Raw genomic sequence first — 25,483 nt, forward strand, 5'->3', positions numbered from 1 at the left:
GTTCAGTTCTCCGCCGGGATCGGGTCGTCGTACTGGCCGGACGGGCCGGTGTGCAGGGCGCCGTCCACCAGTGGCCAGGCGTTCGGGGTGCAGCCGTGCAGGCCGAGGGTCTGCTGCTCCATGACCGGTGCGGGACCGCCGGCCCGGGGACAGAGTTCGTGTCCCCGGCCCAGCCGGTGGCCGACCTCGTGGTTGAGCAGGTACTGCCGGTAGCCGCCCAGGTCGGGGAAGTAGGGCACGCCGTGCACCCAGCGGGCCACGTTGATCACCACCTGGTCGCCGTTCCGGCAGGAGGTGTAGTGGTCGGTGGTGTCGGCGCAGAGCGGTCCCCGGGTCACCGGCGTGGTCAGCAGCACGGTGAAGTCGGCCGGGTCGGCCCGGCCGACCCGCTGCAGCCGCCACTCGCCGCCGCCGGTCCAGCCGCGCGGGTCGGCCAGGATCGCCGCCACGTCCCGGGCGAACCGCTCCACGTCGACGTTGGCGATCCCCTCCTCCACCGCGACGCGGTAACGGAGCAGCGGGCCGCCGCGCCCGGCCACCCTGCCGACGGCGGTGGCGGTGCGGAAGGAGCCCGTGCCCCGGGACGGGTAGGTGATCGCGGGGGCGGTCCGGCCGGCCGCCGGGACGGCCGGTGCGTTCGGGGTCACCGCCGGGCGCGCGGGGGCGGCGGTCGCCGGCCGGAGGGCGGCCGTCGTCGGCAGGCCGGGGGCGCCGCGCCGCGCGGCGTACGCGCCGCCGGCGGCCACGCCGACCGCGACCACCAGCGCCAGCAGCGTCACCGTGCCGGCCCGGGAGGCCCGGCGCCGGCGGTGCAGTCCGCTGTCCCGCCTGTCCCGCCCGCCCACGTCGATCTCCGTCCGTCGCGCCGCCCGGTCCGGGCAGGAGTACGGACGCCGGGGCCGGACGGTTGAACGGTGAGCGCGCTCACCGGCGGCCAACCGGGGCGCGCCGGTACCGTTCGAACGGGTGCGCGACCCCGCCGCCCCTGGAGAGGAGGGCGCACCCGTGTCGGACGCCGAGCGGCTGCTGGCCGACGCCGTGGCGGCGGCGCGCGGCACCGACGTACGGGCCGCCGAGCGCGCGCTGGACCGGCTGGTCGTCGGCGACGGCCCGGCGGTGGACGGCGCGCTGCTGGCCCGGCTGGTCCGCGCCGTGGGGCGGCTCTGGCCGCGCGGCTGGCAGCCGGTCGACCTGGACCGGATCGCCACCCGGCGGCTGACGCCCCGGGGCGCGCGGCTGCTCCGGGACCTGCTCGCCGCCCAGCGGCGGGAGCAACCCGACCCGGTCCCGCAGTGGTTCGACGACCAGCTCGCCGAGCTGGGCGGGGGGTGGGACGCCGACGCGGGCTGGCTGGACCGCCGGGCCGCGGGCGACCGGATCAGCGCGCTGCGGGACGCGGTGGACGCCGTCGTGCTGGCCGAGGGGCTGCCGCCGATCGCGGCGCTCCGCCCGCCGCCGGGTGCCGCGGCCCCCACCCCGCGCGCCGCCGTGCCGGCCACCGGGTCGCGGATGCTGGACCGGGTGCGCGCCCTGCTGGCCAAGGCCGAGTCCACCACCTTTCCGGCGGAGGCGGAGGCGCTGACCGGGAAGGCGCAGGAGCTGATGGCCCGGCACAGCATCGACGCGGCGCTGCTCGACGCGACCGCCGAGCGACCCGACTCGCCCAGCGGGATCCGGCTGGGCACTGACGCCCCGTACGCGGCGGCCAAGGCGCTGCTGATCCAGGAGGTGGCGGCGGCGAACCGGTGCGAGTCGGTCTGGTCCGACGACCTTGGCTTCGCCACCGTGCTCGGCTTCCCGGCCGATCTCGCCGCGGTCGAGCTGCTGCACACCTCGCTGCTGGTGCAGGCGACCGCGGCGATGCTGCGCGGGCGGGGCGAGCGCGGCAAGGGCAGCGGCCGGCGCACCAAGGGCTACGACGAGTCGTTCCTCAATGCGTTCGCGCTACGGATCGGCGAGCGGCTGCGGGCGGCCACCGAGGCGGCGGCCGAGGAGCGGGCCGACGAGCGGCTGCTGCCGGTGCTCGCCGCCCGCTCGGACGCCGTGCGGGACCGCGTCGACCAGCTCTTTCCCGGGACCACCCGGCACCGCCTCCAGGTCCGGGACGCCGAGGGCTGGACCTCGGGCACCTCGGCCGCCGACCGGGCCTCGCTCGACGTCGGCGCCCCGGCGCGCCGCTCGGTACGCGGCGGTCGCTGACTTTTCTCGGGGATGATGTCGGATCGGACGTCCCGGCTCCGACCCATCCGTGAGAGGCGCCACCGCCGGTGGCCCGTACCCGAGGAGTGGACCGTGAAGTACATGCTGCTGATCTGGAACCGGCCCGGCTTCGTCGAGGAGCTGTCCGAGGAGGAGCGGAACGCGATCTTCGGCGAGGTCGACGAGATCATGAAGGAACTGACCGCGTCGGGGGAGCTGGTCGGCGGCGATGCCCTGGCCCACCCGTCGCAGACCCGCACGGCCCGGCCCGCCGCCGCCGGCGGCACTGAGATCACCGACGGGCCGTTCGTGGAGAGCAAGGAGCAGTTCGCCGGCTACCTGATGGTCGACTGCGAGACCCCGGAGCGGGCCGCCGAGATCGCCGCGAGCTGGCCGGACGTCACCCACGGCTTCGGCGTGCTGGAGGTGCGGCCGGTGATGGAGCAGGCCGGGACGGAGATGTGACGGACCGGGTGGTCGAGGACCTGCTGCGCACCCTCGCGCCGCAGGTCCTCGGCGTGCTCGTCCGGCGGCACGGCCAGTTCTACGCCTGCGAGGACGCGGTGCAGGAGGCGCTGCTCGCCGCCGCCACGCAGTGGCCGGCGCAGGGTGTGCCGGACCATCCCCGTTCGTGGCTGGTCACCGTGGCCACCCGCCGGCTGACCGACGAGTGGCGCAGCGAGCGGGCCCGCCGGGACCGCGAGGTCGCGGTGGCGGTCCGCGAGCCGGCGTACGCGGGGGTCGCCCCGCCTCCCGACGAGGAGCCGCCCAGCGGGGACGACACGCTGAAGCTGCTCTTCCTCTGCTGCCACCCGGCGCTGACCGGATCCGCCCAGGTGGCGCTCACGCTGCGCGCGGTGGGCGGCCTGAGCACGCCCGAGATCGCCCGGGCGTACCTGGTGCCGGAGGCGACGATGAGCCAGCGGATCCGCCGGGCCAAGCAGCGGGTCGAGGCGGCCGGGGCGCGGTTCGTCCTGCCCTCGGCGGCCGACCGCGACGAGCGGCTGCGGGCCGTGCTGCACGTGCTCTACCTGATCTTCAACGAGGGGTACACCGCCTCGAGCGGCGGCGAGCTGCACCGGGCGGAGCTGACCACGGAGGCGATCCGGCTGGCCCGGGAGCTGCGCCGGCTGCTCCCCGACGACGGCGAGGTGCTCGGTCTGCTGGCGTTGATGCTGCTCACCGACGCGCACCGGGCGGCCCGGACCGGCCCGGGCGGGGAGCTGATCCCGCTGGCCGAGCAGGACCGGACCCGCTGGGACCGGACGGAGATCGAGGAGGGCGTGGCGCTGGTGACGGAGGCGCTGACCTGGTCGCCGCCGGGTCCGTACCAGGTGCAGGCCGCGATCGCGGCGGTGCACGCGGAGGCACCGTCGGCGGCGGAGACGGACTGGCGGCAGATCGTCGCGCTGTACCGGGTGCTGGCCCGGATCGCGCCGAACCCGATGGTCACCCTGAACCAGGCCGCCGCCGTGGCCATGGTGGACGGTCCCCGGGCCGGGCTCGCCCTGCTGGCGCCGCTCGACTCCGACGAGCGCACCGCCCGGCACCACCGGCTCGCCGCCGTCCGCGCCCATTTGCTGGAGTTGGCCGGCGACCGGGACGGCGCGCGGGAGGCGTACCTGGCCGCCGCCCGGGCCACCACCAGCCGACCCGAGCAGCGTTACCTGGAGGTACGCGCCGCCCGCCTGGCCGCCGACCGGTGAGTTGAGCGTCAGACCCGGCACTCCCGGGTCAGCCGCGGCGGGATGTCCACGAACGTCGAGCCGAGCCACTTCACCGGCGTGGCCGACTTCGCGCCGGCGTCGATCCGCCGCGCCGTGTCGGTGATCAGCGCCTTGATCTCCGGGTCCCGGGCCTTGGCGGCCTGCCCGCGTACGTCGTCGGCCAGGTCGGCGAGGTGGCCGGTGACCTGCGCGTTGACCTGCTCGGGGGTGAGGTCGCGGCGGGTGGCCGCCGCGGAGTCGGCGGCGATCTCCTTGCTCTTGGTGATGATGAGCTTGTCCACGGCGGCGCAGACGGCGGCGGTGTTCGCCGCGGTCGGTGGCGACGGCGACGCGGTGGCGGACGGTTCGGGTCCGGCGGAGGAGGCGGCCGGCGGCGCCGTTCGGGTGCCGGCCGGGGCCGCGCTGTCCTCTCCGGACGACTGGCAGCCTGCGGCGAGCGCGGTCATGGTGACCAGGGCGGCGGCGCGGATCGCGGTGGTACCGGACATCGTTCTCCCCGTACGGTCGTCGGCCGTCGGTCACGGCCAGTGGTCGGCCGGGGCTTCCTCGCGGTGCCGCCGCTCACGCCCCGGGATGATCGGGCGGCGTCGGATCGAGTCTGCCAAGCACGCGGCGCGCGCCGGACACGCGGTCCGCGCGCAGCGCGCCGGGCCGGCGAGGTGCCGGCCCGGCGGCGGATACGAAACGGTTCAGCTCTTGAAGGCGTCCTTGATCTTCTCGCCGGCCTGCTTGAGGTCGGCGCTGGCCTGGTCGTTGCGGCCCTCGGCCTCGAGGCGCTCGTCGTCGGTGGCCCGACCGACGCCCTCCTTGATCTTGCCGGCGGTGTTCTCGCTCGCGTTGTCGATCTTGTCGTCGATGCCCATCGGAACCTCCACTCAGCCGTTCTCGTGACGATGTGGAGGTACCCCGGCGTCCCGCCACTCAACCCACCGACCTCACCGAGGGTGAACGGCCGCGCCGCCGGTCCCGGGTGGACCGGGACCGGCGGCGGGCTGCCGAGGGGATCAGCCGACCGGGCGGAAGCCCCGCAGCCGGAGGCTGTTCGCCACCACGAAGACCGAGGAGAAGGCCATCGCGGCACCGGCGATCATCGGGTTGAGCAGGCCGGCGGCGGCCAGCGGCAGGGCGGCGACGTTGTAGGCGAAGGCCCAGAAGAGGTTGCCCTTGATGGTGCGCAGGGTGCGCCGGGAGAGCCGGATGGCGTCCACCGCCGCCATCAGGTCGCCCCGGACCAGCGTCAGGTCGGACGCCTCGATCGCCACGTCGGTGCCGGTGCCCATGGCCAGCCCCAGGTCGGCCTGGGCCAGCGCGGCGGCGTCGTTGATCCCGTCGCCGACCATGGCCACCGTCCGCCCCTCGCCCTGGAGCCGCCGCACCGCGTCGACCTTGTCGGCCGGCAGCACCTCGGCGATCACCTGGTCGATGCCGACCTCGGCGGCCACCGCCTCGGCGACGGTGGCGTTGTCGCCGGTGAGCAGCACCGGGGTCAGACCGAGTTCGCGCAGCCGCGCGACGGCCGCCCGGCTGCTCGGCTTGACCACGTCGGCCACCGCGAGCACCCCCCGGGCCCGGCCGTCCCAGCCGGCCACGACCGCCGTCCGCCCGGCGGCCTCCGCGTCGGTCGCCGCCCGGACGACCTCCTCGGGTACGTCGAGACCCCGCTCCCGCAGCAGCCGGGGCCGCCCGACGACCACCTCGTGGCCGTCCACCGCGCCGGTGACACCGAGCCCGTCGGCGTTGGCGAACCTCGTGACGGCCGGCAGGGTCCCCGCCGCCGCCGCGCCGTCGGCGACGGCCCGGGCGATCGGGTGCTCGGAGGCGGCCTCCAGCGCGCCGGCCAGCCGCAGCAGCTCGGCGGCGTCCTGACCGGCGGCGGGGACCACGTCGACCAGGGTCATCTTCCCGGTGGTGACGGTGCCGGTCTTGTCCAGCAGCACGGTGTCCACCTGGCGGGTGGACTCCAGCACCTCCGGCCCCTTGATCAGGATGCCGAGCTGGGCGCCCCGCCCGGTGCCGACCAGCAGCGCGGTCGGGGTGGCCAGGCCGAGGGCGCACGGGCAGGCGATGATCAGCACGGCCACCGCGGCGGTGAACGCGGCGGTCGTCCCGGCCCCGGTGCCGAGCCACCAGCCCAGCGTGCCGACGGCCAGGGCGATCACGATGGGCACGAAGACCCCGGAGATCCGGTCGGCGAGCCGTTGCACCGCCGCCTTGCCGGTCTGCGCCTGTTCCACCAGCTTCGCCATCTGGGCGAGCTGGGTGTCGCCACCCACCCGGGTGGCCCGGACGACCAGCCGGCCCCCGGCATTGACGGTGGCGCCGACCACGGTGTCCCCCGGGCCGACCTCGACCGGCACGGACTCTCCGGTGAGCATGCTGGCGTCGACCGCCGAGGTGCCGTCCTCGACGACCCCGTCGGTGGCGACCTTCTCCCCCGGGCGGACCACGAACCGGTCCCCGACGACGAGCTGGTCCACCGGGATCCGGGTCTCCCGGTCGCCGCGCAGCACCGCGACGTCCTTGGCGCCCAGTTCCAGCAGCGCCCGCAGGGCGGCCCCGGCGGTCCGCTTGGACCGGGCCTCGAAGTAGCGGCCGGCGAGGATGAAGACGGTCACCCCGGCCGCCGCTTCGAGGTAGATGTTGCCGGCGCCGCCGGTGCGGGTGATGTCGAGGCGGAACGGGTGGGTCATCCCGGGCATCCCGGCGTCGCCGAGGAAGAGGGCCCAGAGCGACCAGCCGAACGCGGCCAGGGTGCCGAGCGAGACCAGGGTGTCCATGGTCGCCGCGCCGTGCCGCAGGTTGATCCAGGCGGCCCGGTGGAACGGCAGCCCGCCGTAGACCACGACCGGGGCGGCCAGGGTCAGCGACAGCCACTGCCAGTAGTCGAACTGCCAGGCCGGCACCATGGCCAGCAGGACCACCGGCACGGCCAGCGCCACCGACACCCACAGCCGGGTACGCAGCCCGCGCAGCTCGTCCACCGGCTCGGCGGCCGCCTCGGTCGCGGCCTGCGCGGGCGGCGGCGGTACGACGGCCGTGTAGCCGGTCTTCTCCACCGTGGCGATCAGGTCGGCTGGGCTGACCTCGTCGGCGTACCGGACGGTGGCCTTCTCGGTGGCGTAGTTGACCGTGGCCTCGACGCCGTCCATCCGGTTGAGCTTCTTCTCGATCCGGGCGGCGCAGGAGGCGCAGGTCATGCCGCCGATCGCGAGCTCGATCAGCTTCGGCGCGACCGGCAGGGACTTCGCGCTCGATGTCATCGCGGCACCTCCTGTCAACTGTGCCCGTGACCGGGGGCGCCGTGGTCGGCGTCCGGGGTCGCCGGTGTGGTGGTGGTGGTCGGCGCGGCGGGCGGCGGGACGTCGCCGGCCACGACCGTGAACTCCGCGGTGTGCACGGCGTCGCCGTGCCGGAAGTCCAGGAAGAGGCGGTACGTCCCGGCCGAGGGCACCTCGGCGGCGAAGGTCACCGCCGGCCCGGCCGGGGTCCGCCCGTCGCCGGGCGCACCCTCCGGGTGCACGTGCAGGTACGCCAGGTCGCCCTGGCGCAGCGCCACCAGGTGCCCGTACGCCCCGAGGTAGGGCTGGAGGTCGGTGACCGGCCGGCCGTCCCGGCTCACGGTCAGGGTGAGCCGGCTGGTGCGGCCGGGCTGCGGGGCCCCGGTCAGGGTGACCGTGTAGCCGTCGACGGTGCTGCTGGCCGCCGGGGCGGGCAGCGGGCGTTCGGTCAGCGGGCCGGGGACGGTGACGTCGACGCCGAGGGTCAGCGGCTCGCCACCGGTCGGGGTGAAGTCGGCGAACGCCCGCCAGACGCCGGGCCCGGCGAGCGGCGAGGCGACCCGCCAGGTGCCGTCCGGCGTCAGCTCCGGGTGGACGTGCCGGAAGCCGGAGAGGTCGCGCCGGGCGACGATCAGGTGCATGCGCTTGTCGTGCGCCACGTCGTAGCGGGTGACCGGCCGGCCGTCGGGGCCGGCGATCCGGAAGGCGAACTCGCCGGCCGGGGCGGTCACCGGTTGCAGGGTGTAGCCGCGGTCGGAGACGAGCAGCCCGCCGGGCAGGTGGTCGGTGGGGGCGGCGGTCGTGTGGCCGTCGCCGTGGCCGGGTTCGGTGGCGTCGTGGCGGGTCTCGGTGGCGTCGTGGCGGGTCTCGGCGGCGGGGGTGACGGGGTCGGCCAGGTGACCGACCCCGTACGCCGCGCCGAACACCGCCGTGAGGCCGAGGGCGAAGCCGCTCAGCTTGGTCGCCGTGTTCATCGTGGTACCTCGGTTCCTTCGGGTCCGCGGACCCGTCACGCCCCGACGAGGTCGTAGCCGGCCTCGTCCACGGCGGCGCGCACGGTGTCCGTGTCCAACGGGCTCTCGCTGGTGACGGTGACCTGGCCGGAGGCCAGGTCGACCTGGACGTCGCTGACGCCCGGAATCGCGCCCACCTCGGTGCTGACCGAGTTGACGCAGTGCCCGCAGGTCATGCCCTGCACCTGGTACGTGGTGGTGACCATCGCGAATCTCCTCTTCCGCCGTTCCCATCCTATACCCCCCAGGGGTAGTCGGAGGAGAGACGGCTGCCACTCTCCTGGTACCGATACCCGGTGGGGGTATCAGTCACGAGAGGACCGTACCATACCCCGGAGGGGTACGCTATCCTCGATTTCATGACCGCACCGACGACCCCGACCCGGGGCTACACCGCCAGCAAGGACCAGCTGCTCGCGCGGCTCCGCCGTATCGAGGGCCAGGTCCGCGGCATCGAGAAGATGGTCGAGGACGACCGCTACTGCATCGACGTGCTGACCCAGATCTCCGCCATCCAGGCCGCCCTGGACAAGGTCGGCCTCGGCCTGCTCGACGGGCACGCCCGGCACTGCATGCACGAGGGGGCCGCCGAGGGCCGGGCCGACGAGATGGCGACGGAGATGATGGCCGCTGTCGGCCGGCTGATGAAGCGGGGCTGAGCCGGGACTTCCGGCCCGCGGCTCGGGCCGCCCGGCCCGGACCCGAAGGGCCGACCTCGACGTACCTTCGAGGTGGCGACCGGGATCGGCGCCACCTCGCGCCGGACCGGCCGACCCTCGGCTACGGACGGGAGGGCAGCCGCGATGATGTGGCACGGCCCGATGATGGGCCTGATGTGGCTCTGGTTCCTGCTCGGACTGGTGGTGCTGGCCGGCCTGGTCTGGCTGGTGTTCCGACTCACCGGCGGCGGCCCCGCCGCGGGCGGCCCCGCCCGGCGCATCCTCGACGAGCGGTACGCCCGCGGCGAGCTCGACGACGAGGAGTACCGCCGCCGGCGCGGCGAACTCGCGTGATCGGGCGAGGCGCGGCGCCGCACGCCCGGACTCCGGCACCCGCCGGGCCGGCTCAGCGCCGGGTGCCCGGGCCGCGAACGGCCCCGGCACCCGGCACCTGCGGTTCAGAGCCGGCCGAGCAGCTTCTTCATGGTGTCGATCTCGCCCTGCTGGGCGGTGACGATCTGCTGGGCGAGCGCCTTGGCGTCCGGGTACGCCCCCTGGGCCAGGTCGTCCTTCGCCATGGTGATCGCGCCCTCGTGGTGGGCGATCATCATGGTCAGGAACTGCCGGTCGAAGTCGGCGCCGGACGCCGCCGCCAGCTCCGCCATGTCGTCGGAGGACATCATCCCGGGCATGCCGTGGCCCATGCCCGGCATGCCGTGGCCACCGCTCGCCGAGGGCGCCGGCCGCCCCCAGGCGCGGAGCCAGCCGGTCATGGTGGCGATCTCCGGGGCCTGGGCCGCCTTGATCTGCGCGGCCAGCTTCCTCAGCTCCGGATCGGCGGCCCGGGTCTCGGCCAGCTCCGCCATCTCCACGGCCTGCCCGTGGTGCGGGATCATCAGCTGGGCGAACATCACGTCCGCGTCGCCGAACGAGGCCGAGGCGCCGGCGGCGGACGTGCCGGCGGCGGGCATGTCGTGGCCGGAGCCGGCGGTCGAGTGGTCGCCGCCGCCACAGGCGGCCAGGGCTAGCGCGGCGGTGACGGTCGCGCCGGCCAGGGCGGCCCGGCGCGCGAAATTACGGATGTACACGGTGAAAGCCTTTCGGTGTCGGAACGTACGCAGCAGGCGGGGACGCGGGTCACCGGTTCTCCGGTCCACCCCGCGCCGGGGCCTCCTATCTGCGCAGCACCGACACCGCCGCCAGGCGCAGCCCGTACCGCCGGGGCGGCGGGGCGCGCGGCACGAAGGCGGACCGGAGCGGGCCGCCGACGGTCGGACCGACGGCTCGTGACCGGGCCCGCAGCAGCACAGCGACCAGCAGCGCGGCGGCGATCGCGCCGAGCACCGCCAGGCAGACGCTCCAGCCGGACGGGTGGCCCGCCGGGTCCGTCAGCGGCAGCGCCCGGACGTGGCACCCGTCGCCGGGGCAGTCCTGCACCATGCCGACGACGAGCTCGACCGGGGCCGCGGACGGGTGACCGGCGGTGTGGTCGGCGGAGCCGTGCGCCCCGTGGCCGAGGGTGTGCATCGCGGTCAGCCCGACCAGCGTGCAGAGCAGCAGCAGGAGCCGGACCCACCGTCCGGTCACCGCCGCTCCCGCCGCCATGTCCCTCACGGTAGCGGGCGCGTCGGGGCAGCCCACGAGAACCGCCGAGGCCCGCACCGATGCCGCCCCGCGGCCCTCGGCCGGCTGCGACGCCCGGTCGGCCTGGCTACCATTCCGGGCGACGACCCCCGGCCTGCGCCTTCCCGCGGGCACCCGGGCCGGCCCACCCGACCGGCCCGGTGACACGTATCCCGCTGTGAATCGTTGGGAGACACGCCATGGGCGCCGACCACACCCGTCCCGCTCCGTCCGCCCCACCGGGCGTACGGCGAATCCTCGCCGCGACGGTGGTGCCGCTCTTCGTGGTCACGGTGATCGCCACGTTGGTGCTCTGGCCTCGCCACACCCAGGAGTCGGCGGGCAGCCCGGACGTGCCGCGCTACCACGGCACGGTGACCCGGGTGGTGACCGAGCCCTGCCCGCCGACGCCGGAGACGCCGTCGGGCGGGTCCACCGGGCCGTGCGGGACGGCCACCGTGGCGGTGGAGCAGGGCCCGGACGCCGGCCGCCCGACCGAGACGCCGGTCCCGTCCGGGCCGGGCGCACCCCGGGTCGAGGTCGGCGACAAGATCGTTCTCGTCGAGCTGGTGGACCCGGCCGACCCGACGGTGAAGAGCTATCAGATCGCCGAACACCAGCGCGGTACGCCGCTGGTCTGGCTGGCCGTGCTGTTCGCGGTCGCGATCGTGGCCTTCGGCCGCTGGCGCGGGCTGGCCGCGCTGGGCGGCCTGGCCGCCAGCTTCGCCGTCCTGCTCGGCTTCGTGCTGCCCGGGATCGGCGCCGGCCGGCCGCCGCTGCTGGTGGCGATCGTCGGGTCCGCGCTGATCATGTTCGTGGTGCTCTACCTCACCCACGGGATCACCGCCCAGACCTCGGTGGCGGTGCTCGGCACCCTGGGCAGCCTGGTGCTCACCGGGGTCCTCGGCACGCTGGCCACCGCCGCCACCCACCTGACCGGCTTCGGCAGCGAGGACGCCACCACGCTGTCGATGTTCCAGCGCGAGGTCGACCTGCACGGGCTGCTGCTGGCCGGCATCATCATCGGCTCGCTGGGCGTGCTGGACGACGTCACGGTCACCCAGGCCGCCACGGTCACCGAGCTGGCGCACGCCAACCCCGGGCTGTCCCGGGCGCAGCTCTACCGGGCCGCCACCCGGGTGGGCCGGGCGCACATCGCCTCCACGGTCAACACAATCGTGCTGGCGTACGCCGGCGCGTCGCTGCCGCTGCTGCTCCTGCTCGTCGCCGACGCCCGGCCGGTCAGCCAGATCCTCACCAGCGAGTTCATGGCCCAGGAGATCGTCCGTAGCGCGGTGGCCACGCTGGGCCTGATCGCCGCCGTGCCGCTGACCACCGGGCTGGCCGCGGTGGTGACCACCGCCGGACGGCGGGCCGCCGCGCCGGCCGACGGACCGCCCACGACGCCCCGCCCGACGGCGGCCCGGGAGGACGCCCTCGAGGCCCTGGGCGGGGCGCCGGCCGGCTGGCGCGGACCGGAGACGAGTACGGAGTCCGCATGGTGACACTCCGCAGCGTGACCGCCGATTTCAAACGCGACGCTGGTCACGCAGTGCCACGGCGAAATAGGGCTTCTGGTGGGCTTCCGGACGTAGATCCTCACCCGGACAGTCAGGTAACCTCGCTGCCGGTCACCGAATTAGGCGCGCAGCGGCGCCTGCGGTGCCACCGCCCAATCGCCCGAGGGCGAGCCGGGGAACCAGGTACCTGGGGTGAGTCCGCGCCAGCGGTAGGGGCCGCTTCCGTCCCGAACCCGTCAGCTAACCCGGTCGGCGGTCGACGGAAGGGAACACTGTGACGGCACCCCTGCGCCGCTGGGTGACACCCGTGCTGGCCGTGCTGGCCGCGTTCGCCATCGTCGCCGGCCCCGCCCCGGCGACGGCCGCGCCCAGCAGCCCCACCCCCTCGGGGCACGCCCCGGAGGACGACGAGGATCCCCTCATCACCGAGGCGATCGCCGACGCGAACCGGGGCTACATCCGGGCCAAGGCGCAGCTGGAGAAGTCGAAGAAGCGCCAGCTCCAGCTGGCCCTCGAGGTACGCGCCGCGCAGGCCCAGCTCGACGCCCTCAGCCCGCAGGTCTCCGCCATCGCGGCACAGTCCTACCGGACCGGCCGGATGGGTGCGATGACCATGCTGCTGGAGAGCCACTCCCCCGACTCGTTCGTCCGGCGGGCCGCCCTGCTCGACGAGCTGAACATGGTGAACGCGCAGAAGCTCGCCGAGGTCAACGCGGCCAAGAACCGGGCCGAGCAGGCCAAGATCGCCCTCGACGCCGAGGTCCGCGAGCAGCAGAAGCAGGCCAACACGATGGCCCGGGAGAAGGCCGAGACGGAGAAGGCGCTGAAGCTGGTCGGCGGCCTCGGCTTCACCGGCGGCCTGGTCTCGGCCACCTCGCCGGTGGCCCGGATCGGCCCCGGCCGTACCGCCGACGGCGACTGGAAGCCCGAGTCGTGCAGCGAGAACGACCCGACCACCTCGGGCTGCGTCACGCCGCGCACGCTGCACGCCTACAAGGAGGTCAAGCGGGCCGGCTTCAACCGCTTCGTGGGCTGCTACCGGCCCGGCGGGCCGTGGGAGCACCCGAAGGGCCGGGCCTGCGACTGGTCGTTGCAGAAGAGCGGCTTCTCCCCCTGGCACAACAACGACATGCGGATGTACGGCAACAACGTCGCCGCCTTCCTCATCCGCAATGCCGACCGGCTGGGCATCTACTACGTGATCTGGAACCGGCAGATCTGGTTCCCGGCCACCGGCTGGAAGTCCTACAGCGGGCCGTCCAACCACACCGACCACGTGCACATGTCGTTGCTCTGACCGGCGTACGCCGCAAGGGGCCGTCCCGCGACCAGGCGGGGCGGCCCCTTTCGCACGTCGGGGACGGAGGGTCAGCCGGAGACGGCCGAGGGCGCGGGGTCCACCGGCTCGGCCTGGGCGGGTGCCGTCGGCGTCCGGCCCGCGGGCACCTCGGCCACGGTCCGCACCTCACCGGCGCTGAGCCGGTACGACATGCCGACCACCGCGCACCGTCCGGCGGCCACCCGCTCGGCGAGCACGCCGGACCGGGCCAGCAGGGCCTCCACGGTCTGCGCGATGTGGATGTCGACGATCCCGTTGACGTCCTCGACGCCCTCGCGCGCCGCCCGGAGCAGGCTGGGTGCGACGGCGTCCACCAGCGCGCCGAGGTGCCCGGCCGGGGACGTGCCGGTGGTGACGGAATCCCGGGCGGCCTGCACCGCGCCGCACGAGTCGTGCCCGAGCACCACGACCAGGGGGGTGCCGAGCACGGTGACGGCATATTCGACGCTGCCGAGCACCTCGGGGCCGACGGTGTGGCCGGCGGTCCGTACCACGAAGAGGTCACCGAGCCCGCGGTCGAAGATGATCTCGGCGGCGAGGCGGGAGTCGGAGCAGCCGACCAGCACCGCGAAGGGCTGCTGGCCCTCGGCCACGGCGGCCCGGCGACCGGCGTCCTGGTTGGGATGGCGGGGGACGCCGGTGACGAAACGGTTGTTCCCGGCGTACAACTCGGCGAGCGCCTGCTCGGGAGTGGTGGGCGTCAATACAGTCACCTCGTCCTCGACCCAAACGACCTGGTCAACCCGGCCGGCGGCAGAGGCGGCCTCGCCGACCACCGTCACACGCAGCAGAAGGCGCGTCAAGGGATACGTGATACGCATTTCATACGTCCCGAGACCCTTGACCAACGGCCCGGCGCCCCCCGGAGGCCGGCTCGCGGGACCGGGCCAGAGCCGCCCGATACGCGAGTGGGCCATACCATGGCCACCATGGCGACGACAGCAGGCGCGAACGGGAGCGCCCGGAACTGGACGTTCCTCACCAACCACGGGCACGTGCTGCTGGCCATCGCCCGCAACCCCACCGCCCGGCTGCGCGACGTGGCCGACGAGGTGGGGGTGACCGAGCGGGCCGCCCAGGCGATCGTCGCCGACCTGGAGGCCGGCGGTTACCTCCGCCGCACCCGCGTCGGCCGGCGCAACGAGTACACGATCAACCCGAGCGGCCACTTCCGCCACCCGGCCGAGGCCGACCAGCAGGTCGGCGCCCTGCTCGCGCTCTTCACCGCCGAACCGGCCACCGAGGCCGCCAAGAGCTGACCGGTCCACTCCCGTCACCGCGCGAACGGCGCGACGACGGTAGTCTCACCGCGTGCGCGACAGCTTGCGGCCGGACGGGGCGACGGTGAGGGCCCGTGCCAAGCACGGGATCCGGTCCATCCTCAGTGGAGCGCTGGCGGCGCTGCTCGGCGGGGTCCTGGTGGCACCCGCCCCGGCCGCGGCGGCACCGAAGTGCGGCCCGCCCGGCAACCCCGCGCCCACCGAGCCGACCTGGGCGCTGGACCGGCTCGCCCCTGCCTCGGCCTGGCGGGTCACCAAGGGCGCGGGGGTGACCGTCGCGGTGATCGACTCCGGCGTCTCGCCCAGCCATCCCCTGCTGCGCGGCCGGGTGCTCCCCGGCGAGGACTTCAACCACCTGGTGCGGCTGCAGGGGCAGTGCGACCTGGTCGGCCACGGCACCCTGGTGGCCGGCATCATCGCCGGCCGGGAGGCCACCGGCGTGCCGTACAGCGGGATCGCGCCCGAGGCGAGAATCCTCCCGGTCCGCGTGCTCGCCGAGAACAAGGAGAACTTCGACCCGGCGGTGCCGGCCGAGATCGGGCACGCCATCCGCTGGGCGGTCGACCACAAGGCCGACGTGATCAACCTGTCCCTGGTGACGCTGGACGACCCGGTGCTCAAGGAGTCCGTCGAGTACGCCCTCGACAAGGGGGTGGTCCTGGTTGCCGCCGCCGGCAACCGGCAGGAGAACCAGCAGGACCGGCCGGGATACCCGGCGGCGTACCCCGGCGTCATCGCCGTCGCCGGCGTCGACGAGCAGGGCAAGCACGTCGGCAGCTCGGTCAGCGGCGACTACGTGGACATCGCCGCGCCCGGCCTGAACATCATCGGCCCGGCACCGCAGGGCTCGGGATACCTCGCCGAGCCCCAGGGCGGCACCAGCTTCGCCGCCGCGTACGTCTCCGGGGTGGCCGCCCTGGTCCGCGCCGCGCACCCGGACCTCACGCCCAAGGAGGTCGCCTACCGGCTGAGCCGGACGGCGGACAATCCGCCCGACGGGCACAACGCCGAGGTCGGGTACGGCACGGTCGACCCGTACCGCGCGGTGACCAGCCTGCTGGGGACGCGGCAGGATCCGCCGCTCGGCGCCATGCCGGAGCCCATCCCGCCGGCCGACCCGCTGGCCTGGCAGCGGACCGTGGCGGTCTGGGTGGCCGTGGTCGGCGCACTGCTGGCCGGCGCCCTGCTGACGCTGCGGCCGATCCTGGCCGGCGGCCGCCGGCGCGGCTGGCGCCCGGGTCGCCGTCCGGCGCAGTTGGACGGCTGACCCGCCGACCGGCCGGCGACGGGCCCGCGGACGGGCCGGAAAAGCACCGCGGCCCCGACCCGGGCAGAGCCGGAGCGGAGCCGCAGCAGATCGGTCGGGTCAGTTTCCCCAGACCTTCGAGTTGCTCATCTCGGTGGTCATGTAGTTCTCGCGGGCGATGCCGACCGCCTGGCCGATGTCGTTCAGGACCTTGTTGATGTCCCGCACGGCGGCGTCCCACTGGGCCTGGTGCTGCTGGTAGGCGACGCGGTCCTGACCCTCCCACTCGAGCCTGGTCAGCATCGAGCGCAGCGTGTCCAGCTTCTCGTCGATGGTCCGCGAGATGGCCTGCATCTGCTGGTTGCTGCTCTCGAGAACAGCGTAATCAACCTTGATGCTCATCAATTCCTCCTCTGCCTGTCTTCGCGGATCACGGGTTGAGCGCAGCGTGGAACTTGTCCAGCATCTGCTGCTGCTCTTCGTCGTTGACCTGGTGCGTCGTGCCCGACTTGTCGAGCAGGTCCGCGATGTTGTCCATGGCCTGCAGCAGCTTGGCCGTGTCCTCGTTCCAGCGCGTCATCAGGCTCTGGAAGCCCGTGGACGCCTGACCCTTCCAGGCCATCGCCAGGTCGTCGACGACGTTCCACAGCTTCTTGAGCTCACCGTCGACGTCGCTGCGCGTGGACCGCACGTCACTCGCGGCGGTGTGCAGAGTCGCTGCACTGACCTCGAACGCCATGCTTCACACCCTTCCGTCATTTTCGTGGCGGCGGATCCGCCGCGCCCCTCCCCCGCGGCAAGGCAGAGACACCCCACCGACGGACACTTCACTCCGAACCGTAGCGGACGACGTCCAACCCGCGCAGCCCTGCTTTCGTACCCTCCTGGCGCGGCAAGCCAGAAGGCGCAAGGCATTGCGGGTGTCGACGGTACGACGTGGACGGACGTCCCTCGCGCCCCCCGCCGACCGCCCTCAGGACGACCGTCGGTACGACTTCACGTGCATCACCAGCCCGAACCCCAGCACGGCCGCCAGCAGCGCCACGACCAACCAGAGCACCGGCTTGTCGAACGCCCGGTCCAGCACCACCGGGATCAGCGCCGCCACCCCGGTGATCAACACCACCTCGGCCGCGCGCCTGGCCCACGCGGCCCGGGTCAGCTGGGCGACCAGCGCAAGCCCGAGGAAGACCGGCACGGTCACCAGGAAGTACACGAAGAGCAGGTAGACCACGCCGGCCATCGGCGGACCCCTTTCCTCACTGGTAGAACTTCGAGTCCTGCACCCAGTCGATCTTGATGTCCTTGATGTCCGGGTCCGCACCGGTAGGCGCCCAGCCCGGCCGGGAGTCCGACACGAAGGCGAACCGGTTGTTGCCCTGGAAGCCCGCCGCGATGGTGGTGAACAGCGAGCTGATGTCGCCGAAGACCAGCGCCAGGATGGCCACGCTGGCGGCCATCCCGGCCACGCCGATCGCCTCCGCGATGGGCGCGGTGGGCGGGAACGCCTGCAGGGCGACCGACGCGATCACCGCGATCAGGATCGGGATCAGCGCCTCGACCAGCGCGTCCACCGCGTCGTTGAAGGCGTCCCGGGCCGAGGTGAGGGTGTCCTTGTTGGCGTTGAACGCCTCGGCCAGCGAGTTGATCTCCGCACCCAGCTTCCGCAGGAAGAGATCGAACGCGTCCCGGTCGTCGAAGTCCCACTCGTTGTCCGACGGGGGGATCTGCTCCAGCGCCGCGCCGAACTGGTCCCCCCCGAGCAGGCGCGCGGCGTCGCCCCACTCCTTGATGGACTTGTTGACCTCGTCGTTGTCGAACGTCTCCAGGTAGGCGACCGCCGCCACCAGCACCCCGGCGAAAGCCAGCCACATCCAGTTCGCCCGCGCCGCGGCGGCGAGCCCGCGTACCGGCGCCGTGGTCGCGGCGACCGAGTGCGTCCCGGTCACCGCCCCGGACGCGTTGGCGAGAAAAATCTCCGGCATCAGCAGTCCTCCCCGTCGCCCGCGCCGGCCGTCACTTGACCACCCACGGCTGGTCTGACTTCTCCCAGTTCTTGGCGGTCTGCTCGAGCTGCTCGGCCGCCTTGTGCAGGTGCTCGATCCCGGTCTTGACGTTGTTGAGGTGACCGTCCACCGAGGCGTTGTGCGCCTGCACGGTCGCCCCGCCGAAGAGGGTCAGCGCGTCGCCCGGCAGTTTCACGCTCTCCAGCAACGTCTGCACGTTGCGCAGGTACTGGATCGGGCCGTCCGGGGCGTCGAGATTCTTGCTCGCCTTGCGGATCGCGTCGACGTCGACCTTGTTCGCCACCGCTGCTCCTCCCTGCTCAGCGGCGCAGGCCGCGGGTCGGGTCGGTCAGGTCGACCCCGAACTGGCGGAACCAGTCCTCCGGAGTCAGGGTGCCCGCCTGCGCCCGGCGGACCAGGTCCGAGCCGCCGAGCATCTCGGTCATCAGTTCCTGCTGGCGCTCGGCGAAGGCCGCGTACGCCGCGTCGATCGCGGCCTGCAGCGACTCCGCCAGGGAGTAGCTGTCCAGCCGCATCGCGCGGGCGTTGAGGTCGATGTCGCCGACCTTCATCTCGCCGTTCACCGTCACCCGGACCAGGCCGTCCGGGCTCTCCCCGGTCACCCGCAGGTCGGCGCGTTGCTGCTGGAACTCGGCCAGCCGACGCTGCTGCTCCTGCGCCTGGCGCAACATGCTCTCCACAGCGCCACCGGTGCCGCCGTAACCCCACGAGGTGCTCACCACGGTCCTCCCCTACCCGAGCGCCGGGCGTCCCGCACGCTACCGGAATCGATCGATATGGCCGGCCGTCAGGCCGGCTCCGTCCACGCCGTCTGGATCAGCTGCTGCCCGTCCCGGCGACGGACCAGGGTGCCCCGGCCCGGCGGCTGCGGGCTCGGCCGCAGGTTGCCGAAGACCGCGCCCTCCTCCCGGCTGCCGGACATCAGCAGGCCCGGCGAGTCCAGCTCCCGCAGCCGTTGCAGCACCGGCTCGTAGAGGGCGCGGGCCACACCGCCCACCCGACGCGTGATGATGAGGTGCAGGCCGATGTCCCTCGCCTGCGGCAGCAGCTCGTGCAGCGCGCTGAGCGGGTTGTTGCCGCCGGAGGCGACCAGGTCGTAGTCGTCGACCAGGATGTAGAGGTCAGGACCCTTCCACCAGCTCCGGTCGCGCAGCTGGGCGGTGGTCACGTCCGGGCCGGGCAGCCGGTTCTGCAGGGCGCTGCGGATCGACCCGAGACCCTGACTGAACACCTGGTTGGACGGTGCGTAGTCGAGCAGGTGGTCACCCTCCACCGCGCCGAGCAGGCCACGCCGGTAGTCGGCGATGACCAGCCGGGCCTGGGCCGGGGTGTACCGCTCGGCGATGCCCCGGGCGATCAGCCGCAGCAGGTTGGTCTTGCCGCACTCCGCGTCACCGAACACGGTCAGGTGCGGCTCGCCGGCCAGGTCCAGATGGACCGGGGCCAGCGCCGACTCGTTGACGCCGATCGGGATGCCCGGCGCCGACCGGTCGATGACCTTCGCCAGCTCGGCGACCGGCAGCTTGCGCGGCAGCAGCCGGACCTTCGGCGCCGGGCGGCCCGGCCAGTTCGCCGCCACGTGCCGGGCCAGGGCGACCGACGCCTCGGTCAGGTCCTCGAGGTCCCGCTTGCCGTCGATCCGCGAGATCCCGGTGAGGAAGTGCAGCTTGTCGCGGGTCAGACCGCGGCCGGGCGTGCCGACCGGCACGTTCTGCGCGGCCCGCCGGTCGATCTCCGACTCGGCCGGGTCGCCGAGCCGCAGCTCCAGCTTCGTGCCGAGCAGGTCGCGCATGTTGATCCGGATCTCCGCCCACCGCACCGCGGTGACCACCACGTGTACGCCGAAACCCAGCCCCCGGTTGGCCAGGTTGGTGATCGTCTGCTCCAGCTCCTCGTACTCCTGGCGCAGCGTGTTCCAGCCGTCGACCACCAGGAAGATGTCGCCGAACGGATCGTCGGCGAACTCCCCGGCCGCCCGGCGCCGGCGGTAGCTGGCCACCGAGTCGATGCCGTGCTGGGTGAAGCGCACCTCCCGCTCGTCGATGATCGCGACCACCTCGGCCACCGTCCGGCGGACCGCCTCGGTGTCCCGCCGGCCGGCCACCCCGGCCGTGTGCGGCAGCCCCTCCAGGCTGCGCAGCGCGCCACCGCCGAAGTCGAGGCAGAAGAACTGCGCCTCGCGCGGGGTGTGGGTGAGCGCCAGCGAGGCGAGCATCGTGCGCAGCATGGTGCTCTTGCCGCTCAGCGAGGCGCCGACGATGACCACGTTGCCGCCCGCGCCGGACAGGTCGACCATCATCGGGTCGCGCCGCTGCTCGTACGGCCGGTCCACGATGCCGACCGGCACGGTGAGCCGGCCGCGCCCCGGCCAGTCCGCGGTGGTCAGGCCGAGCGTCGGGTGCACGCTCAGCGCCGGCAGCAGCTCGGCCAGGGCCGGCGGCTCGGCCAGCGGCGGCAGCCAGACCTGGTGCGCCGGGCGACCCCGCCCCCGGAGCCGGTCGATCAGCACGTCCAGCATCGCCACGGCCTTGCCGTCGCCGCCCTGCTCCGGCTCCGGCACGGTCTCCAGCGGGGTCGGCGCGGCCGGCACCGGGACGTAGTCGATGCCGTACGGGACGATCCGCCGCTGCACCTGCGCCCGGGTGGAGCGCTGCACCTGCCCCGGCGCCCGGTACGGCCCGGAGACGTACGCGGCGCGGAACCGCAGCATCGTGCTGGTGTCGGTCTTGAGGTAGCCGTGGCCCGGCGCGCTGGGCAGCTCGTACGCGTCCGGCACGCCGAGCACGATCCGACTCTCGACGGCCGAGAAGGTCCGCAGACCGATCCGGTAGGACAGGTGGGTGTCCAGCCCCCGCAGCTTGCCCTCCTCCAGCCGCTGGGAGGCCAGGAGCAGGTGCACGCCGAGCGACCGGCCGAGCCGGCCGATCATCACGAAGAGGTCGATGAAGTCCGGCTTCGCGGCCAGCAGCTCGCTGAACTCGTCACAGATGATGAGCAGGCTGGGCATCGGCTCCAGCGGCTCGCCGGCCGCCCGGGCCTTCTCGTAGTCGTACCGGGAGACGTAGTTGCCGGCCGCCCGCAGCACCTCCTGGCGGCGGTTCATCTCGCCGGCCAGGGCGTCGCGCATCCGGTCGACCAGCGGCAGCTCGTCGGAGAGGTTGGTGATCACCGCGCTGGTGTGCGGCAGCGCGTCCAGCGAGGCGAAGGTGGCGCCGCCCTTGAAGTCGACCAGGACGAAGTTGAGCTCCTCGGAGGAGTGGGTGACCGCCAACGCCCCGACGACCGTCCGCAGCAGCTCGCTCTTGCCGGAACCCGTCGCGCCGATGACCAGGCCGTGCGGGCCCATGCCCTCGTGCGCGGACTCCTTGAAGTCCAGCTCGACCACGTTGCCGTCCGGCCCGAGGCCGAGCGGGATGCGCAGCCGGTCCCGGTGGCTGCGGGGCCGCCAGGTCTGCTGGGTGTCCACGGTGGCCGCGTCGCCGACGCCGAGCAGGTCCGGCAACTCCATGCTGCGCGCCAGCGGCTCCTCGGTGCTGGTGCCCTGCTGCTGGGAGAGCCGGAAGGGGGCGATCTGCCGGGCCAGCCCCTCGGCCGCGGCCATGCTGAGCCGGTCCGGCCGGCCCAGCCGCGACGTCGCCGTCCCCCGCACGAGGTCCAGCCCGCTGCCGTCGCCCGTGTCGAGGCAGAGCAGCCAGCGGCCCGCGTCCCGGGGCACCGCGCCGGAGAGGTCGATGACCGTGGCGCCGAGCAGGCCCGGACCCATCAGCGCGCAGGTCGGCGAGACCTCGCCACCGTCGAGCACCACCACGAGGTGCGGAGCGGTCGTGAGCGGCTTCGCCTCCGGCGCGAACCGGGGGCGACCGCCGAGCTCGTTGGTGAGGGCCAGCTCCGCCTCGGCGAGGCTGGCGAAGACCATCCGGCGCGCGCCGGCCGCGTCCGTACGCCCCGGGTGCTGGGCGTGCGGCAGCCACTTCGCCCAGTCCCACACCGGCTGCCGGTCGGGGGCGGCCACCACCGCGACGATCAGGTCGTCCGGGGCGTGGAAGGTGACCAGCTGGCCCAGGGCCGCCCGGGCCAGGTCGAGCACCGCCTCCCGCTCGCCGCGCAGCGCCACCCGGCTGAACGCGCGCAGCGACAGCGCGGTGGGCAGGTCCGGCACGCTGGCGTGGGCCCGGACGAACCGGCGCAGCGCGATCGCGCTCATCGGCTCCAGGTCCTCCACCGGCTTCGTCTCCGGCGGCACGATCTCCACGGCCAGCCGCTGCGGGCCGAGCGCGATCCGGGCCTCACCGAAGTCGTCCTCGGTGATCCGCCGCTCCCAGAGCCGGCGCGAGGCGGCGATCGACCAGAGCGCGTCCGGCTCCGGGTGCCGCCAGGTCATCGCGGCGCGCTGCTGCTCGGCGGCCCGTCGGGTGCGCTTGCGCATCTGGGCCAGGTAGCGCATGTAGTCGCGCCGCTGGGCGTTCAGCTCCGCCTTGTCGTTGCCGCCGTTGCCCAGCGTGCCGACCGCCATGCCCAGCATCGACACGCCGAACAAACCACCGGCGACGTACGTCATCATGCCGCCGCCGCGACCGGCGTAGAGGAAGGCCATCGCGCCGACGCCGCAGAGCATCGGCAGGATCATCAACACCTGGCCCATGCCCTTGGGCTGCTGCTCGGGCAGCTCCGGCGGGGACTCCAGCAACACCTCGCCGCGCGGCAGCGCGGGCCCCGGTTGACGCGGAAGCCGGCGGAACACCACCGTGCTCACGGCATCTCCTCCCCAGAAGCGGCCCTGATCGTGGTCTGCCAACGGCCCGAGGGTCGGGTGGGCAACCTGTGCGACCGCCATCGTAGGTAATCTCCCGGAGGCGTCGTGGACCCACGGGGGCGACGTCAGCGGCCGAGGTGGATCGTAGGCGAGCACGAGGAGGCCAGAGTGGCGACGAAGACGGCGACCGGCGGACTGAGCCGGATCACCATCGTGGCCCCGCGGACCAGAATGGACCTGGCGCTGCCGTCGGACGTGCCGCTGGCCGACCTGCTGCCCACCCTGCTGCGGTACGCCGGCGAGGACCTGGCCGACGAGGGCGTGCGGCACGGCGGCTGGAGCCTGTCCCGGCTCGGTGGGCCGGCGCTGGACGGCGGCCGGACCGCCGCGCAGCTCGGCGTCCGGGACGGCGAGGTGCTCTACTTCAACCCGCGCGCTGCGGCCGCGCCCGAGATCGTCTTCGACGACGTGGTGGACGCCGTCGCCACCGCGACCAACCAGCGTCCCGGCACCTGGCAGGTCGGCACCACCCGCTCGTTCGCGGTGCTCTTCGCCGGGGTGACCCTCGCCGCCGGTGCGGTGGCGGCACTCTTCGCCGGCCCGCCGCAGCTGCCCGGCGCCCTGGCCGCGCTGGTGGTCGCGCTCGCCCTGCTGGTGAGCGCCGCGGTGCTGTCCCGGGCGGCCGGCGACAGCCGTACCGGCGCGGTGCTGGCCATGGCCGGCCTGGGCTACGCGGCCATCGGCGGCCTGCTGGTGCTCGCCGGTGACCGGAAGCTGGCCGACCTGGCCAGCCCGCACCTGCTGCTGGCCGCGACCGCGGTGGTGTTGTTCGGCGCGGTGGCCGCGCTGGCCGTCGGGGACCGGCTGCCGCTGTTCCTCGGGGCGGTCGCGATCGGCGTGGCGGTGGCCGTCGGCGCGGCGCTCAGCCTGGCCTTCGGCATGGGCGCGGCGCCCGCCGCGGCGGTCGTGGCGACCGTCGCGTTCGCCGCGCTACCGGCGCTTCCGATGATCGCCTTCCGGCTGGCCCGGCTGCCGGTGCCGTCGATCCCGACCGGCCCGGACGACCTGAAGACCGACACGGAGTCCGTCGACGGCCCGCAGGTGCTGCGCAACAGCGAGCGCGCCGACGCGTTCCTCACCGGTCTGCTGTGGACGGTGTCGCTGCTGGTCCTGGGCAGTCAGATCGTGCTGGCCGGCAACGGCCGGCTGCCGGCGGTGCTGCTCTGCCTCGTCCTGGCCCTGCTCTGCCTGCTGCGGGCCCGCCCGTTCATCGGCCGCGCCCAGCGCACGCCGGTGCTGCTCGCCGGCACCGGCGGTCTCGGCCTGGCCGCCGCGGCGACCTTCGGCGCCGGCTCGCTGCCGGTCCGGCTCGGGCTGATCCTGGGCGGGCTGCTGCTCGCCGCGGTGATCAGCATGATCTACGGGCTGACCGTGGCGGGCAAGCGGATCTCGCCGGTCTGGGGGCGCACCCTGGACATCGTCGAGATCCTGCTGATCGTCGCCGTGGTGCCGCTGGCGGTCTGGGTGTGCGGCCTCTACGGCTGGATCGTCAACCTTCGACCGTGACCGTGCCCATCGCGGTGGCCACCGGCGCGGTGGCGTAGACGCCCGGGGCGTGCTGGCCGTCCAGCGGGCGGGCCGGCACGCCGGACCGCTTGGCCACGTCCCGGACCACCTTCACCAGCGCCTCGGCGTGGCCGTCCATGGCGGCGACCCGCAGCAGCGGCGGCACCCGACGCCCGCCGGGGAGCACCACCGCCGCGACCGTGTGCGACGGCGCGGAGGTGGCGGTCACCGCGTCCACCAGGGCGCCCAGCGAGCCGTTGGGGCGTACCCGCAGGGCCAGGCAGCGCTGGGTCCAGCCGCCGCCGCGCAGGCTGGTCCAGCTCTCCACCGGTGCCTCCGGCGCCAGGTCGAGCCCGGCCCCGGAGACCACCGCCGCGTGCAGCTCGTCGCGGCCGAGGACCCGGTGGCCGAGGCCGGCGGCGGTCAGCGCCTTACCCAGCCGACCCATGCCGGCGGCGACGGTCCGGTGCACGCCGAGCATGCCGCCGCCCCGGCTCACCGTCTCGGCCCGGGCGTCGGCGACGGAGAGGCGCAGCGCCACCCAGACCGTCCGGTGCGCGGCCGGCGGCGCCCCCGGCGCCGGGTACCAGACCAGGGTGTGCGAGACCACCTGGGTCTGGGTGACCGGCCCGGTGAAGTCGGCGAGCACCGCGAGCGCGCGGTCCACCACCGCGGCCTCCACCGAGCCGGCGGGCGCCCCGGGCCGGCCGGTCAGCGCGACCGCGGCGAACCAGCCCCGCTCGTCCTGTCCGATGCCGAGCCGGGTGCCGCGCTCGGTCAGCTCGACCACGGCCAGCTCCGGGGCGAGCGCGGCCAGCCGCGGGTCGCCGGCGGGCACCGCGCCCCGGGCCCGCTCGCGGCGGCGGCGCAGCCGGCGGCGGAGCATCAGGTCCTCGTACCACCAGCGGCCGCCCCGCCGGGCGAAGGCGGCGACGACCGCCAGGAGGGCGACCCCGCCGACGGCCGGCAGCAGCCAGCTGGGGCCGCCGGTGGCGAACCACACGGCCAGCGCGGCGCACTCCAGCAGCACCAGCTGGCCGACGACGACCGGGCCGAGGCGGCCGCGCCGGCGCCGGTCGGCCGGGGTGACCGGGCGGTCGTCCCCCACGGCGGGGGCGGTGGCCGTACGACCGGGTGGCGCCTGGACCTGCGTCATCGGTGAGCGTCCCTTCTGGACATCCTGGGCATCCGCCGGATGGTGCGTCGCCGGGAGGGCGGGCGGGGTCCCGGTGAACCCCCGGCGGCCCCTTATC

Annotated in this window: 27 protein-coding genes and 1 riboswitch; of the genes, 10 read left to right on the forward strand and 17 right to left on the reverse strand. The window is 74.3% G+C overall.

The window, feature by feature from the left end:
• Positions 1-2 precede the first annotated feature (2 nt).
• Entirely contained in the window at positions 3-845 is an 843-nt protein-coding gene (locus Q2K19_RS08365; RefSeq protein WP_302769161.1) for a DUF3152 domain-containing protein, read from the reverse strand.
• A 160-nt stretch (positions 846-1,005) separates the two neighbouring features.
• Here Q2K19_RS08365 and Q2K19_RS08370 point away from each other — a divergent pair, with 160 nt between their 5' ends.
• The 3 genes from Q2K19_RS08370 to Q2K19_RS08380 all read left to right on the forward strand — a co-directional run bounded on the left by Q2K19_RS08370 (position 1,006) and on the right by Q2K19_RS08380 (position 3,905).
• On the forward strand, positions 1,006-2,199 hold the full coding sequence (locus Q2K19_RS08370; protein ID WP_302769164.1) for a DUF2786 domain-containing protein: 1,194 nt from the start codon (positions 1,006-1,008) through the stop codon (positions 2,197-2,199).
• Positions 2,200-2,301: 102 nt separating this feature from the next.
• The gene (locus Q2K19_RS08375; protein WP_302772340.1) at positions 2,302-2,664 is read left to right on the forward strand and encodes a YciI family protein; all 363 of its coding nucleotides are present in this window, start codon (positions 2,302-2,304) and stop codon (positions 2,662-2,664) included.
• Positions 2,661-3,905 (forward strand): RNA polymerase sigma factor, encoded by a 1,245-nt coding sequence (locus Q2K19_RS08380; protein WP_302769166.1) that lies wholly within the window; start codon positions 2,661-2,663, stop codon positions 3,903-3,905. The genes Q2K19_RS08375 and Q2K19_RS08380 overlap by 4 nt, the downstream gene beginning before the upstream one ends.
• Before the next feature lie 8 nt (positions 3,906-3,913).
• Here the strand turns inward: Q2K19_RS08380 and Q2K19_RS08385 are convergent, their stop codons facing one another.
• From Q2K19_RS08385 to Q2K19_RS08405, 5 genes are all read right to left on the reverse strand, one after another.
• Positions 3,914-4,414: a hypothetical protein gene (locus Q2K19_RS08385; protein WP_302769168.1), complete on the reverse strand. Its 501-nt coding sequence runs from the start codon at positions 4,412-4,414 to the stop codon at positions 3,914-3,916.
• Positions 4,415-4,615: 201 nt separating this feature from the next.
• Positions 4,616-4,789, reverse strand: a complete 174-nt coding sequence (locus Q2K19_RS08390; RefSeq protein WP_302769170.1) for a CsbD family protein — start codon at positions 4,787-4,789, stop codon at positions 4,616-4,618.
• 141 nt (positions 4,790-4,930) lie between these two features.
• Positions 4,931-7,186 carry a heavy metal translocating P-type ATPase gene (locus Q2K19_RS08395; protein ID WP_302769171.1) on the reverse strand — a complete coding sequence of 752 codons (2,256 nt, stop codon included), beginning with the start codon at positions 7,184-7,186 and terminating at the stop codon, positions 4,931-4,933.
• A 14-nt stretch (positions 7,187-7,200) separates the two neighbouring features.
• Positions 7,201-8,178 carry a hypothetical protein gene (locus Q2K19_RS08400; RefSeq protein ID WP_302769173.1) on the reverse strand — a complete coding sequence of 326 codons (978 nt, stop codon included), beginning with the start codon at positions 8,176-8,178 and terminating at the stop codon, positions 7,201-7,203.
• Positions 8,179-8,213: 35 nt separating this feature from the next.
• Positions 8,214-8,423, reverse strand: coding sequence for a heavy-metal-associated domain-containing protein (locus Q2K19_RS08405; RefSeq protein WP_091113418.1), 210 nt, complete (start codon positions 8,421-8,423; stop codon positions 8,214-8,216).
• A gap of 153 nt (positions 8,424-8,576) precedes the next feature.
• On the opposite strand from Q2K19_RS08405, the gene Q2K19_RS08410 reads away from it, so the two are divergent.
• Both Q2K19_RS08410 and Q2K19_RS08415 read left to right on the forward strand, forming a co-directional pair.
• Positions 8,577-8,876: a metal-sensitive transcriptional regulator gene (locus tag Q2K19_RS08410; protein WP_046568942.1), complete on the forward strand. Its 300-nt coding sequence runs from the start codon at positions 8,577-8,579 to the stop codon at positions 8,874-8,876.
• A 144-nt stretch (positions 8,877-9,020) separates the two neighbouring features.
• Positions 9,021-9,230, forward strand: a complete 210-nt coding sequence (locus Q2K19_RS08415; protein WP_302769177.1) for an SHOCT domain-containing protein — start codon at positions 9,021-9,023, stop codon at positions 9,228-9,230.
• Positions 9,231-9,334: 104 nt separating this feature from the next.
• Here the strand turns inward: Q2K19_RS08415 and Q2K19_RS08420 are convergent, their stop codons facing one another.
• Together Q2K19_RS08420 and Q2K19_RS08425 are read right to left on the reverse strand one after the other, a co-directional pair.
• Positions 9,335-9,964, reverse strand: a complete 630-nt coding sequence (locus tag Q2K19_RS08420) for a DUF305 domain-containing protein (protein WP_302769178.1) — start codon at positions 9,962-9,964, stop codon at positions 9,335-9,337.
• Positions 9,965-10,049: 85 nt separating this feature from the next.
• Entirely contained in the window at positions 10,050-10,481 is a 432-nt protein-coding gene (locus Q2K19_RS08425; RefSeq protein ID WP_302769180.1) for a DUF6153 family protein, read from the reverse strand.
• A gap of 218 nt (positions 10,482-10,699) precedes the next feature.
• Here Q2K19_RS08425 and Q2K19_RS08430 point away from each other — a divergent pair, with 218 nt between their 5' ends.
• Together Q2K19_RS08430 and Q2K19_RS08435 are read left to right on the forward strand one after the other, a co-directional pair.
• Positions 10,700-12,004: a YibE/F family protein gene (locus Q2K19_RS08430; protein WP_302769183.1), complete on the forward strand. Its 1,305-nt coding sequence runs from the start codon at positions 10,700-10,702 to the stop codon at positions 12,002-12,004.
• 154 nt (positions 12,005-12,158) lie between these two features.
• Positions 12,159-12,289: riboswitch (cyclic di-AMP (ydaO/yuaA leader) on the forward strand.
• Positions 12,290-12,293: 4 nt separating this feature from the next.
• On the forward strand, positions 12,294-13,316 hold the full coding sequence (locus Q2K19_RS08435; protein ID WP_302769186.1) for a coiled-coil domain-containing protein: 1,023 nt from the start codon (positions 12,294-12,296) through the stop codon (positions 13,314-13,316).
• Positions 13,317-13,387: 71 nt separating this feature from the next.
• On the opposite strand, the gene Q2K19_RS08440 is transcribed toward Q2K19_RS08435, so the two are convergent.
• Complete coding sequence (locus Q2K19_RS08440) at positions 13,388-14,062, reverse strand: carbonic anhydrase (protein ID WP_302772342.1); 675 nt, start codon at positions 14,060-14,062, stop codon at positions 13,388-13,390.
• A 216-nt stretch (positions 14,063-14,278) separates the two neighbouring features.
• On the opposite strand from Q2K19_RS08440, the gene Q2K19_RS08445 reads away from it, so the two are divergent.
• Both Q2K19_RS08445 and mycP read left to right on the forward strand, forming a co-directional pair.
• Positions 14,279-14,617 carry a helix-turn-helix transcriptional regulator gene (locus tag Q2K19_RS08445; RefSeq protein WP_302772344.1) on the forward strand — a complete coding sequence of 113 codons (339 nt, stop codon included), beginning with the start codon at positions 14,279-14,281 and terminating at the stop codon, positions 14,615-14,617.
• 52 nt (positions 14,618-14,669) lie between these two features.
• Positions 14,670-15,905: a type VII secretion-associated serine protease mycosin gene (gene mycP, locus Q2K19_RS08450; RefSeq protein WP_302769189.1), complete on the forward strand. Its 1,236-nt coding sequence runs from the start codon at positions 14,670-14,672 to the stop codon at positions 15,903-15,905.
• A gap of 99 nt (positions 15,906-16,004) precedes the next feature.
• Here mycP and Q2K19_RS08455 read toward each other — a convergent pair whose 3' ends face one another.
• From Q2K19_RS08455 to eccCa, 7 genes are all read right to left on the reverse strand, one after another.
• Entirely contained in the window at positions 16,005-16,286 is a 282-nt protein-coding gene (locus Q2K19_RS08455; RefSeq protein ID WP_073839147.1) for a WXG100 family type VII secretion target, read from the reverse strand.
• Positions 16,287-16,314: 28 nt separating this feature from the next.
• Complete coding sequence (locus Q2K19_RS08460; RefSeq protein ID WP_302769191.1) at positions 16,315-16,623, reverse strand: WXG100 family type VII secretion target; 309 nt, start codon at positions 16,621-16,623, stop codon at positions 16,315-16,317.
• Between the two features lie 234 nt (positions 16,624-16,857).
• Positions 16,858-17,127: a hypothetical protein gene (locus Q2K19_RS08465; protein ID WP_302769192.1), complete on the reverse strand. Its 270-nt coding sequence runs from the start codon at positions 17,125-17,127 to the stop codon at positions 16,858-16,860.
• Between the two features lie 16 nt (positions 17,128-17,143).
• A complete protein-coding gene (locus tag Q2K19_RS08470; RefSeq protein ID WP_302769195.1) occupies positions 17,144-17,869 on the reverse strand; it encodes a hypothetical protein in 726 nt (241 codons plus the stop codon).
• Positions 17,870-17,900: 31 nt separating this feature from the next.
• Positions 17,901-18,194, reverse strand: a complete 294-nt coding sequence (locus tag Q2K19_RS08475) for a hypothetical protein (protein WP_302769197.1) — start codon at positions 18,192-18,194, stop codon at positions 17,901-17,903.
• 16 nt (positions 18,195-18,210) lie between these two features.
• Positions 18,211-18,630 (reverse strand): YbaB/EbfC family nucleoid-associated protein, encoded by a 420-nt coding sequence (locus Q2K19_RS08480; RefSeq protein ID WP_302769199.1) that lies wholly within the window; start codon positions 18,628-18,630, stop codon positions 18,211-18,213.
• Positions 18,631-18,698: 68 nt separating this feature from the next.
• Positions 18,699-22,664, reverse strand: coding sequence for a type VII secretion protein EccCa (eccCa, locus tag Q2K19_RS08485; protein WP_302769201.1), 3,966 nt, complete (start codon positions 22,662-22,664; stop codon positions 18,699-18,701).
• A 168-nt stretch (positions 22,665-22,832) separates the two neighbouring features.
• Here eccCa and eccD point away from each other — a divergent pair, with 168 nt between their 5' ends.
• Positions 22,833-24,230 carry a type VII secretion integral membrane protein EccD gene (gene eccD, locus Q2K19_RS08490; protein WP_302769202.1) on the forward strand — a complete coding sequence of 466 codons (1,398 nt, stop codon included), beginning with the start codon at positions 22,833-22,835 and terminating at the stop codon, positions 24,228-24,230.
• Here the strand turns inward: eccD and Q2K19_RS08495 are convergent.
• On the reverse strand, positions 24,214-25,386 hold the full coding sequence (locus tag Q2K19_RS08495; RefSeq protein WP_302769203.1) for a type VII secretion protein EccE: 1,173 nt from the start codon (positions 25,384-25,386) through the stop codon (positions 24,214-24,216). The two genes, eccD and Q2K19_RS08495, sit on opposite strands and share 17 nt — an antisense overlap.
• Positions 25,387-25,483: the final 97 nt, after the last annotated feature.

The sequence above is a fragment of the Micromonospora sp. NBRC 110009 genome (genome assembly GCF_030518795.1).
In the GTDB taxonomy this organism is placed as follows: Bacteria; Actinomycetota; Actinomycetes; order Mycobacteriales; family Micromonosporaceae; genus Micromonospora.

Excerpts from the sequence above, each read along its gene's own strand:
- Q2K19_RS08375 (WP_302772340.1), top strand. The coding sequence starts at position 2,302 with ATGCTGCTGATCTGGAACCGGCCCGGCTTCGTCGAGGAGCTGTCCGAG.
- Q2K19_RS08470 (WP_302769195.1), bottom strand. The coding sequence starts at position 17,869 with ATGCCGGAGATTTTTCTCGCCAACGCGTCCGGGGCGGTGACCGGGACG.
- Q2K19_RS08385 (WP_302769168.1), bottom strand. The coding sequence starts at position 4,414 with ATGTCCGGTACCACCGCGATCCGCGCCGCCGCCCTGGTCACCATGACC.
- Q2K19_RS08395 (WP_302769171.1), bottom strand. The coding sequence starts at position 7,186 with ATGACATCGAGCGCGAAGTCCCTGCCGGTCGCGCCGAAGCTGATCGAG.
- Q2K19_RS08400 (WP_302769173.1), bottom strand. The coding sequence starts at position 8,178 with ATGAACACGGCGACCAAGCTGAGCGGCTTCGCCCTCGGCCTCACGGCG.
- Q2K19_RS08425 (WP_302769180.1), bottom strand. The coding sequence starts at position 10,481 with ATGGCGGCGGGAGCGGCGGTGACCGGACGGTGGGTCCGGCTCCTGCTG.
- Q2K19_RS08495 (WP_302769203.1), bottom strand. The coding sequence starts at position 25,386 with ATGACGCAGGTCCAGGCGCCACCCGGTCGTACGGCCACCGCCCCCGCC.
- Q2K19_RS08455 (WP_073839147.1), bottom strand. The coding sequence starts at position 16,286 with ATGAGCATCAAGGTTGATTACGCTGTTCTCGAGAGCAGCAACCAGCAG.
- Q2K19_RS08405 (WP_091113418.1), bottom strand. The coding sequence starts at position 8,423 with ATGGTCACCACCACGTACCAGGTGCAGGGCATGACCTGCGGGCACTGC.
- Q2K19_RS08390 (WP_302769170.1), bottom strand. The coding sequence starts at position 4,789 with ATGGGCATCGACGACAAGATCGACAACGCGAGCGAGAACACCGCCGGC.
- Q2K19_RS08410 (WP_046568942.1), top strand. The coding sequence starts at position 8,577 with ATGACCGCACCGACGACCCCGACCCGGGGCTACACCGCCAGCAAGGAC.
- Q2K19_RS08430 (WP_302769183.1), top strand. The coding sequence starts at position 10,700 with ATGGGCGCCGACCACACCCGTCCCGCTCCGTCCGCCCCACCGGGCGTA.
- Q2K19_RS08460 (WP_302769191.1), bottom strand. The coding sequence starts at position 16,623 with ATGGCGTTCGAGGTCAGTGCAGCGACTCTGCACACCGCCGCGAGTGAC.
- Q2K19_RS08445 (WP_302772344.1), top strand. The coding sequence starts at position 14,279 with ATGGCCACCATGGCGACGACAGCAGGCGCGAACGGGAGCGCCCGGAAC.
- Q2K19_RS08465 (WP_302769192.1), bottom strand. The coding sequence starts at position 17,127 with ATGGCCGGCGTGGTCTACCTGCTCTTCGTGTACTTCCTGGTGACCGTG.
- Q2K19_RS08415 (WP_302769177.1), top strand. The coding sequence starts at position 9,021 with ATGATGTGGCACGGCCCGATGATGGGCCTGATGTGGCTCTGGTTCCTG.